Source organism: Arthrobacter sp. SO3, assembly GCF_020532825.1.
Taxonomy (GTDB): domain Bacteria; phylum Actinomycetota; class Actinomycetes; order Actinomycetales; family Micrococcaceae; genus Arthrobacter.
The window spans coordinates 2,345-11,323 of the sequence record NZ_MQTS01000193.1 but is presented as its reverse complement, the minus strand read 5'-3'; the positions used below and the strand labels follow the sequence as shown (position 1 = coordinate 11,323).

At 67.4% G+C, this 8,979-nt stretch carries 8 protein-coding genes and 2 pseudogenes; 5 read left to right on the top strand and 5 right to left on the bottom strand.

The features are described 5' to 3' along the window. Together BJQ90_RS22795 and BJQ90_RS18465 are read right to left on the bottom strand one after the other, a co-directional pair. Nucleotides 1–279, bottom strand: a pseudogene (locus tag BJQ90_RS22795) (endonuclease); the annotation flags it as partial. Between the two features lie 178 nt (nt 280–457). Continuing rightward, nucleotides 458–1,741: an MFS transporter gene (locus tag BJQ90_RS18465; protein WP_226761660.1), complete on the bottom strand. Its 1,284-nt coding sequence runs from the start codon at nt 1,739–1,741 to the stop codon at nt 458–460. A gap of 109 nt (nt 1,742–1,850) precedes the next feature. On the opposite strand from BJQ90_RS18465, the pseudogene BJQ90_RS22960 reads away from it, so the two are divergent. Together BJQ90_RS22960 and BJQ90_RS18460 are read left to right on the top strand one after the other, a co-directional pair. Further along, a pseudogene (locus tag BJQ90_RS22960) lies at nt 1,851–1,943 on the top strand (ClpX C4-type zinc finger protein); the annotation flags it as partial. Between the two features lie 3 nt (nt 1,944–1,946). Continuing rightward, the gene (locus BJQ90_RS18460) at nt 1,947–2,180 is read left to right on the top strand and encodes a hypothetical protein (protein WP_264197415.1); all 234 of its coding nucleotides are present in this window, start codon (nt 1,947–1,949) and stop codon (nt 2,178–2,180) included. Between the two features lie 88 nt (nt 2,181–2,268). Here BJQ90_RS18460 and BJQ90_RS18455 read toward each other — a convergent pair whose 3' ends face one another. From BJQ90_RS18455 to BJQ90_RS18445, 3 genes are all read right to left on the bottom strand, one after another. After that, entirely contained in the window at nt 2,269–2,616 is a 348-nt protein-coding gene (locus BJQ90_RS18455) for a GNAT family N-acetyltransferase (RefSeq protein WP_226761662.1), read from the bottom strand. A gap of 153 nt (nt 2,617–2,769) precedes the next feature. Next, a complete protein-coding gene (locus BJQ90_RS18450) occupies nt 2,770–3,540 on the bottom strand; it encodes an IclR family transcriptional regulator (RefSeq protein WP_226761659.1) in 771 nt (256 codons plus the stop codon). A gap of 98 nt (nt 3,541–3,638) precedes the next feature. Next, a complete protein-coding gene (locus tag BJQ90_RS18445) occupies nt 3,639–5,357 on the bottom strand; it encodes an FAD-dependent oxidoreductase (protein WP_226761658.1) in 1,719 nt (572 codons plus the stop codon). Between the two features lie 132 nt (nt 5,358–5,489). On the opposite strand from BJQ90_RS18445, the gene BJQ90_RS18440 reads away from it, so the two are divergent. The 3 genes from BJQ90_RS18440 to BJQ90_RS18430 form a co-directional block, all read left to right on the top strand. Then, nucleotides 5,490–6,275, top strand: a complete 786-nt coding sequence (locus tag BJQ90_RS18440; RefSeq protein WP_226761657.1) for an IclR family transcriptional regulator — start codon at nt 5,490–5,492, stop codon at nt 6,273–6,275. 108 nt (nt 6,276–6,383) lie between these two features. After that, entirely contained in the window at nt 6,384–7,145 is a 762-nt protein-coding gene (locus BJQ90_RS18435) for an SDR family NAD(P)-dependent oxidoreductase (RefSeq protein ID WP_226761656.1), read from the top strand. A 187-nt stretch (nt 7,146–7,332) separates the two neighbouring features. After that, a partial coding sequence (locus BJQ90_RS18430; RefSeq protein WP_226761655.1) for an FAD-dependent oxidoreductase occupies nt 7,333–8,979 on the top strand: 1,647 nt, incomplete at its 3' end.

Below are 8,979 nucleotides of genomic sequence, written 5' to 3'. Positions count from 1 at the left end.
GGAGTCCCGCAACGACGGGGGCGTCAGGGCCCGGGCGGCCCGCACGTAGTCCGCGCCCAGCCGCACCTTCAACGCCGCCGTCCGCGCTTCCAGCCGCGCCACCCCCGCCAAACCATCCAGGCAGTCATCGGCCAGATCCCGCAACGGATCCACACCCCGAAACGCATCAAAATCACGGTCCGCCCCGGTGCCGGCGAACGCAGCAAGCGCAGCGACCGACGCCACGACGGCCTCAAAAGCCGCCCTGCTCTCCGCACTCCACACTGTCCGGCTATCCACACTTTCAGAATAGAGGGAGCCTCCGACAATTTAGCGGCACCGGCTGCGTGCCAGCCCGCTCCAGGAACCGCCGTTCGGCCCGGCATCCCGTTGCCTTGCCCGTGCCTCGTCACACCGCCGTCACATGGGTTCCATCAGCCCATGACCAGCTTGATCGTCAGTCGGCCAGTGCAAGAACTCAAGAGTCGGAACCTGCCGGGAATTCCGTCCAGGTCCGCATCGGGGAGAGCGCGATTGGGACCGCGGAGGCGCCGGCCAGCAGTGCCCAGATCCAGAGCACCGGCTGGACACCTAGCCATGCGGCCAGTGCGCCTCCGGCAAGGCTGGCGACAGGCATGATGCCAAGGGTGAAGAGCCTGCTGCTGGCCATGACTGTTCCGAGCCTGCGGGATTGCGCGATGCGCGGGATGATGCCGGCGCCCGCTACCGAGATGACCACGACCAGGAAAGCCCATCCGAATGCGGAAACACCGAGCCACAGTGCAGGGAACCATGGCAGGACCGGGGCAAGGGGCAATAGCGCAACAGCCGGGAGGCAGGCGATGCCAGCGAGAATCCTCGTCCTTCCGATGCCGAGCCGGGTCAGAATCGCTGGCGCGGCGAAGGAGGCAACGAGGCCACCCATGGCGGCGAATGTGCTGAGTAGCGCGAAAGCGGCGGGGCCGAGCCCCAGCACGTTGAGGGCGTATACCGCCGTGGCGGCGCTCCCGAACATGGTGGCAGCGTTAAGGATCATTCCGGACAGGAAAAGACCCCGGAGCACCGGGTGGTGAACGGTGAAGGACAAGCCCGCCCGGGCGGCAAGCCAGAATCCTCCGTGCTCCCGGTCTGGCTTGATGTCCTCATCGACGTGGATGCCCGTGAGGGCCAGCGCGGACAGGAGGTAGGAGATCCCGGCTGTGACCAGCGCAAAGGGTGGGGCGATGGCAGCGAGCAGCGCCCCCGTCAGGGAGGGGGAGCCGACGGCGACCGCGCTGGCCGCCGACTGCAGCCTGGCATGGGCGTCGCTGGTTCTATCCCGGCCCACCACCGACGGGAGGAACGCTCCATGTGCCGTCGTAAAGACCACATCGGCGACGCTGATCAATGCCACGCAGACCAGCAGGTGGCCGATTGTCATGACACCGGCAATGAAGGCCGCCGGAACACTCAAGACCACCAACGCCCGGAACACGTCTGCGGTGATCATCAGCCTGCGCCGACGCAGCCGGTCCACCCAGACGCCGATCGGCAGGCCCAGGACAAGGAACGCACTCATGCCGAGTGCATTGATGATCCCCACCTCCCAGGCGCCGGCACCGAGCGTCGAGACAGCAACAATCGGGATCACGACCCGGCTGGCTTCGTCCCCGGCGCCTTCTAACCCAGTGGCGGTCCATAACTTCCGGAAGGCAGGCAACCGCAGGAGCGGCGTCGCGAGGGGTGGCCGGGCTCCGGTGGCTGCAGCACTCTGTAAGGTCACGCCTGACAACCTGTCAGGATTTACCTGACAAGTCAACTATGCTGAATACTGGTAGCCGATCACTTGTAGGGGGAATGCCGTGGGACTGGAACAAGCGCCGGCTCGCCCCATGATGTGCAGTTTCTGCGCGGGTCCGACCAACGCTTCACGTCGCTTGGTGGCGGGTCCCGGCGTTGCCATCTGCCGGGACTGTGCAGCAGCAGCCATGGATCTGTTCAGCAGTACGGCAGAATCGGAGTCCGCGTCTCCCCTGGCCATGACTGATGACCAACTACTCGCGCACCTGCCGGAAGTCGCCGCCGTAGCCTCGCAGGTCGAAGAGCGACTGAGCGCCTGGGTCGGTACCGCGCGTGAACGAAAAATCAGCTGGGCGCGCATTGGCGCTGCACTGGGAATGACCAGGCAATCAGCGTGGGAGCGCTTCCAGCCGCCGCGCTGATAGTCCCCGCGCAGGTGGCCGTGCTCTGACCAATCCGGGCACACTTCCCGCGATGCAACTCCGCCGGTCTGGCCTGATGCTCCGTGGCTCAGGTGTTCAGCCCACCGGGCTGGATCCAGTAACGCAGCACAGCGCCGCGGCCGGCGGCATCCTCGGAGATGCCGCCATGGCGCAAAATCGTCTTCGCCGAGGCGACGTTCTCAGCCTCGCAGACAACCAGCAAGCGCTCCATGCCGAGTGCCCGCGCCTCGCCGACCATCCGGCCGAGAGCCCACGTTGCCAGTCCGCGCCGGCGCGCGGACGGCCGGATACCATATCCGATATGTCCGGCCCACGGCACAAACTCGTTTCCCTCGTGACGCAGGGCGATCCCGCCGAGCACTTGGTCACCCTCAACAATCCATCGGAGCGTGCAGCGCCCCGAATCCCCGGCCAGCCGCTCCAGCCAGTTCGATCAGTTCGGGCAGGCCGCAACTATATCGATCCAGCGCTACTCAGTCTGACGTGGACCTGGCCGGAGGAGGCCGAGCGGAACTGCAGGACTGGAATCATCACGGCGGCGTCGCCCGCACTCCTCGCTTTCGGCAAATCACCGGCGGGGATCCGCGCCTGACGCCTTGAGGGCGCGGGCAATGCCGTGGGCGGCGGTCAGCAGCGCCGGAACCGTAACGGGCACGGCCGCTTCATCCCTGGGAACAATGGCATTGAGCGCAGCCGCGACGATGCCGTCCGGGCCGAAGACAGGCACGGCGATGCCGGTCCATTCGGTCACCCCGATCCCCGGGATGGCGACATAGCCGCGTTGCCTGATCTCGGCCAGGTGCTTCGGGATCAGGGCCGGGTCCGTGATCGTCTCCGGGGTCACCTGCGCCAGGGGGCCGGCGAGCACCTCTTCCTGGACGGCGGGTACGGAGTGCGCGAGCAGGACGAGGCCGGATGACGCAGCATGGATCGGCATCCGCTGGGCGATGTGGGCCGCCTGCAGGCTGGAAGCCGGCGAGGAAAGGCGCTCGACGTAGAGGACAGTGCCGTGGTCCAGCACAGCCAGGGTGGTGTGCTGGTGCACGCCGGCCTGGACATCCTCCATAAACGGCAGGGCCACTTCGCGGAGGTTCAGTGCCCTCGATCCGCGGGCGGCGAGTTCCCACATCCGCATCCCCGAACGCAGGTTCCCGTCCGGCAACCGCTCGATCAGTCCGTGCAGCACCAGATCGTCCACCAGGCGGTGCGCCGTAGTCAAGGGAAGGCAGGCGCGGCGGGCGAGGCCGGAGAGCGTCATGGTCGGGAGATCCCGGTCGAAGGCGCTCATCAGCCGCACCACGCGGCTGATCACCGAATCACCCGATCGGGAGTTTGCCATCGTCGCCTCCGGCCCCTGCGCCGTCGTGAGTTAGTAGACCAGTCAATTGCCCAGTCAACCGGCCGGCCGGCCCCTCGGCGAGGCCACATGGGACCGGATCAGGCACCAGCCACGCGGGCGGTCCCGCGGTCGGCGGCGAGTTTGGCGATGTCCCGGCCCGCCCGGTAGCCGAACACCAGGGCCGGCCCGATATGTGATCCGTAGCCCGGGTAGCCGCCGCCGAAGACGCTGACCGCCGCCGCGCCGACGGCAATCAGGCCGGGAACCGCGGTTCCCTCTTCCGTGGTGACCTCGGAGCGTTCGTTGACGCCGATGCCGGCGAAGGTACCCAGGTCGCCCATCTGGATCTTGGCAGCGAAGTACGGGCCCTTGCCGACCGGGGCCAGGTTGGGGTTCGGCTTGTGTTCCATGTCGCCGCGGAAGTGGTTGTACAGGGTGGAGCCGCGGCCGAACGCCGGATCCTCGCCGCGTTCCGCAGCCGGGTTGAACCCTGCCACGGTTTCCTGCAGACCGTCGGCGTCAATGCCGAGTTTTCCGGCCAGCTCCGCCAGGGTGTTCCCCTTGACCAGGTAGCCGGTCTTGTAGAAATAGCCGCGCGGCATCGGCCAGGGCTTGGCATAGCCGATACCATACTTGTGCATGGTCTTGGCATCGCCGATCACAAACCCGAACGTCCTGTCCTCGTCCTTGTTGTGCGCGATCATCGTCCCGCCGAAGTCGTGGTAGCTGAGGGCTTCGTTGCCGAAGCGCTTGCCGTGGCGGTCGACGGCGATCAGGCCCGGCAGGCCGATGGCCCGCAGATGCGGGAAGAGACGTTCCCTGCCGTTCAGGTACTTGAAAACCGTGACCGGCGCCCAGGAGCCCACGCTGAAGACCGAGTTGTCGATGTGGCCGCCCGCGCTGATCGCCAGGGTGGCTGCGTCGCCGCCGTGGCCCACGGTCGGGGTGAAGTGGTCGTCGCCGTTGGCGTCGTGCGGGAAGTACTGCTTCCGCAGTTCCCCGTTGCCGGAGAAACCGCCGGCGGCGAGGATGACGCCCAGTCGTGCCTCCACGGTGGCGGCGTGATCTCCCCCAAGGACGGCCCCGGTGATGGTTCCGGCGTCGTCCCGCGTCAGGGCGAGGGCAGGGGAGGAATTCCAGAGGCGCACGCCCAGGTCGTCGGCGCTTTTCACCATGCGGGTCATCAGGGCGTTGCCGTTGGAACGCAGGACCGGGCGCCGGTAGCGGGCCGCATCCGCCCAGGTGCGCAGCAGCTTCTTCGCCACGTAGGCAAAGGACTTGACCGACTGGTTCACATGGAAGAACTCGTTGATGTCCGGGCCCACCTGCGGCATGTAGCCGAAGACGGTGTAGGAGCTCATGTAGGGCTGCATCAGCAGCCGCTTGTCCCCCAGCACCCGCGCATCGACATCCTGCGGCAGGATCGCCCGGCCCGAGAGTTTCGCGCCGGGCAGGTCCATCTGGTAGTCCGGGGACTTCTCCGGATAGGTGAACTTCACCTCGGTCTCGTTTTCGAAGAACGAGATGGCTTCCGGAACGGTGTCGAGGAACTCGCTCACTCCGGCCGCATTAAAGGTGTCCGGCGCCAGGCTGCGCAGATAAGTCTCCGCTTCCTCGCGGGTATCGCCCTGCTCCAGTCCCTGCTTGTTGCCGGGGACCCAGGCCCAGCCGGCGGAAATCGCCGTCGTGCCGCCGAAGTACTGTTCCTTTTCCGCGACGATAACGTTCAGCCCCTGCGAGGCGGCTTTCAACGCGGCGGCCATACCGGCCACACCGGACCCGATGACGAGGACATCACAGCGGACGGGGTTGCTCATGGTTTTGCTCCGTTCAGTCGGCCGCGCGCTTCGTTGCGGCAGCCGGGGTGGAATGCTTGACCCCCAGTAGAGCCGGAGACGCGGATCGCCGCGAGGAGGATTACCATTGAGCGGGAATCCTGAGGAGGTTCTGTGGCCAACTCCGCATCGGGCGAGTCGATCATCGGCCGCTTCGTCAAGATCGTCAGCGCCTTTGACGACCGCCACCCCTCCATGAGCGTCGCCGAACTGGGCCGCCGCACCGGCCTGCCCGTGACCACCACCTACCGGCTGGTCAACGACCTGCTGGTGGAACGTCTGCTCGACCGGGAGCCGGGCGGCAACGTACACATCGGGACCCGGATGTGGGAGCTGGTGTCGCGCGGCTCCAAGATGGTGGGGCTGCGCGAAGCCGCCCTGCCGTTCATGGAGGACGTCCAGGCCGTGGTCCAGCACTCAACCACCCTGGGCCTCCTGGATTCCGACGAGGTCCTCTACATCGAGCGGATCGGGTCTCATTCCACGATCGTGGACATCACGAAAATCGCCGGCCGCCTGCCGGTGCACGCCACGTCCTCGGGGCTGGTGCTGCTGGCCAATTCGCCGGCCGAGTACCAGGAAACCGTCCTGGCCCGGCCCCTGACGAAGTTCACGGAGACCACGCTCACCGACCCTCCCCAGCTGCGCCGCCACCTGGCCGAAATCCGGCAACGGGGCTACGCCGTGATGCCCGGGGTGATCGTGAAGGAATCCAGCGGCATCGCCGTCCCCGTCTTCGGCCCGGACAATGCCGTCGTCGCCGCGCTGAGCGTTGTGGTGCCCCGGAACGAGGAGAACGTGCCCGCCCGCGTCCCGGTACTGATGGCCTCCGCCCGCGGTATCTCCCGCGCCCTGGGCTGGCGCGGCGAGCTCAAGGGCGCGCTCCGGCAGAGCCACTGAACCTTATTTTTCCATTCATCGGCAATCGTGTGGTCCCCATCACAACCCCACTGTCACTCTGGCTAAGACGCAGCAATGAGGCTGCAGGAGTTACGAGGAGCAGACCACATGAACACCACAGCGAACCGCGTGGCCGGTAAGACCGCCATCGTCACCGGCGGCCGCGGCGATCTGGGCAGTGCCACCGCCGCCCTGCTGGCCGAACACGGCGCAAAGGTAGCCAGCCTCGACGTTGCCGGGGTCCCGGCCGCCGACTCCCACGCCAGCATCAGCCAGTACGACGTCGATGTGACCAGCGAGGACAGCGTCGCCGAGGCGATCCGCCGCGTCACCGACGACCTCGGTACCCCGGACATCCTGGTCAACGCCGCCGGCATCATCGGCCCGGCCGGCGCGTCCCACACCGCCACCCTGGCTGACTTCGACACAATCTTCAACGTCAACGTCAAGGGCGTCTGGCTGATGACCAAGTACGTCGTTCCGGGAATGATCGAAAAGGGCGCGGGCAGCATCGTGAATTTCTCCTCCATCCACGGCATCACCGGCGGACGGAACGTCCCGCTGTACCACGCCACGAAGGGCGCCGTCCGGCTGCTGAGCAAGTCCGACGCAGCCGCCTACGGCAGCCACGGCATCCGGGTGAACTCGATCCACCCGGGCTCCATGAATACCCGGATGAGCCGCCGCTCCGCCGAGCAGTCGGACATCGGCGCGGAGCAGTACTACAAGCAGCTCGTGGGCTCCAACCCGCTGCCGCGGCAGGGCGAGCCGGATGAAATCGCCTACGGCGTTTTGTATCTGGCCTCGGACGAGTCCCGGTTCACCACCGGCTCGGAGCTGGTGATCGACGGCGGCTACACCGCCGTCTGACGCCGCCACCCTGTCCCGTTCCGTCCTGGCCACTCCACTCTGGCCTGACCACTCCCCCACTGGCTTCCCAGCCTTGCCCCCTCCGGCCCTGGCCCGTTCCACGCCGGCTCGTTCCACGCCGGCCCGTTCCCCGGGGACACTGCCAGGCAGCCGCGGGGCCTTCCCGATTCCTCGAAAGGCAACACCCATGAAATTCGTCAATGGAACCGCAACCGACCGCTACGACGTCGTTGTGGTCGGCTCCGGCGCCGGCGCCCTCACCGCCGCGGCCACCGCCGCCCGTGCCGGCAAGTCCGTCGTCGTCCTGGAAAAGAGCGCCCTGCTGGGCGGGACCTCGGCCGTCTCCGGCGGCATGCTCTGGGTTGCAGACAACCACCACGCCCGGGAGGCCGGCATCACCGATTCGAAGGAGGCGGCCGCCGAGTACGTCCGTGCCGTGGCCCGCGGGCGCGGACGGCAGGAGCTCCTGGACTCCGCCCTGGACTACGGGGACCAGATGCTCCGCTTCGTAGAAGAGGAATGCGGCGTCCGCTTCATCTTCCTGAACAACTTCCCGGACTACCGCCAGGACCTGCCCGGCGCCGTGGAGGGCGGCCGCACGGTCGAACCCGAGCTGTTCAACAGCAAAGAAGCACTGGGCACGCTCACCGCGCACGTCCGCACGGACGGCCGCGCCCCGTTCAGCATGCAGGAATACGAAAACTGGGGCGCCTTCACCAAGTTCCCGTGGGATGAGCTGAACCAGCGCCAGGCCGACGGGCTCGTTGCGAAGGGACAGGCCCTCGTGTCCATGCTCCTTGCCAGCCTCGTCCGCGACGGCGCGGCGCTCGTCACCGGCGCCCGCGGCCACCGGCTGCTCACTGACGGCAGCCGGGTGACCGGAGTCGAGCTCGAATCCGGTCAGGTCTTCCAGGCGAACGACGGCGTGGTGCTCGCCACCGGGGGCTTCGAATGGGACAAGGCGCTGGCCGACTCGATGCTCGCTTCGAGGCTGTACACCATGTGCTCGCCGCCCTCGAACACCGGCGACGGGCTGCGGATGGCCCAGCGGATCGGCGGTCAGACCCGCGGCACCCGGGAAGCCTGGTGGGCCCCGATGTCAGTTACCGGCGACACCCGGGACGGGCAGCCAATCGGCACCCTGCTCCGCTTTGAGCGCCAGGGCCCGGGTTCCCTGATGGTCAACCGCCACGGCCGCCGCTTCGCCAACGAATCCCAGAACTACAACGATTTGGCCCGGAGCCTGCAGTCCTGGGACTCCCCCCGGAACCAGACTCTCAACACCCCGGCACACGTGATCGTCGACCACACCTACATGGAGCGTTACGGCATCCTGGCCCACCGCGCCGGCCAGCCCGCCCCCGGCTACCTGATCGAGGCGGCAACACTGGAGGAACTCGCGGCCAAGATCAACGTTCCCGCTGAGAACCTCAGCGCCACGGTGGAGCGGTTCAACGCCTTCGCGGTCAAGGGCGAGGACCCCGACTTCGGCCGCGGCGAAAGCGCCTACGACAAGTACTGGGGCGACGACGACAACCCGCACCCGAACCCGTCCCTGAGTCCGCTGCAGGCCGGCCCCTTCTACGCCATGGAGGTGGTGAACGGCGCGTTCGGCACCAACGGCGGCGTCGCCACCGACGGCCGGGCCCGCGTCCTGGACGTGGACAACCGCCCCATCGAGGGCCTCTACGCCGCCGGCAACACGACCGAAAACGCCTACGCCGCCGGCTACCCCGGCGCCGGCGCCACCCTCGGCCCGATCATGACCATGGGCTACCTCGCCGGCCGCACCATCGCCGGCCAGGACCCCGGCTTCGTGTCCGGTTCCGCGCCC

Bases quoted from the DNA above. Each gene is read 5' to 3' on its own strand.
- BJQ90_RS18450 (WP_226761659.1), bottom strand. From the start codon at position 3,540: ATGGCAAACTCCCGATCGGGTGATTCGGTGATCAGCCGCGTGGTGCGG.
- BJQ90_RS18435 (WP_226761656.1), top strand. From the start codon at position 6,384: ATGAACACCACAGCGAACCGCGTGGCCGGTAAGACCGCCATCGTCACC.
- BJQ90_RS18445 (WP_226761658.1), bottom strand. From the start codon at position 5,357: ATGAGCAACCCCGTCCGCTGTGATGTCCTCGTCATCGGGTCCGGTGTG.
- BJQ90_RS18460 (WP_264197415.1), top strand. From the start codon at position 1,947: ATGGATCTGTTCAGCAGTACGGCAGAATCGGAGTCCGCGTCTCCCCTG.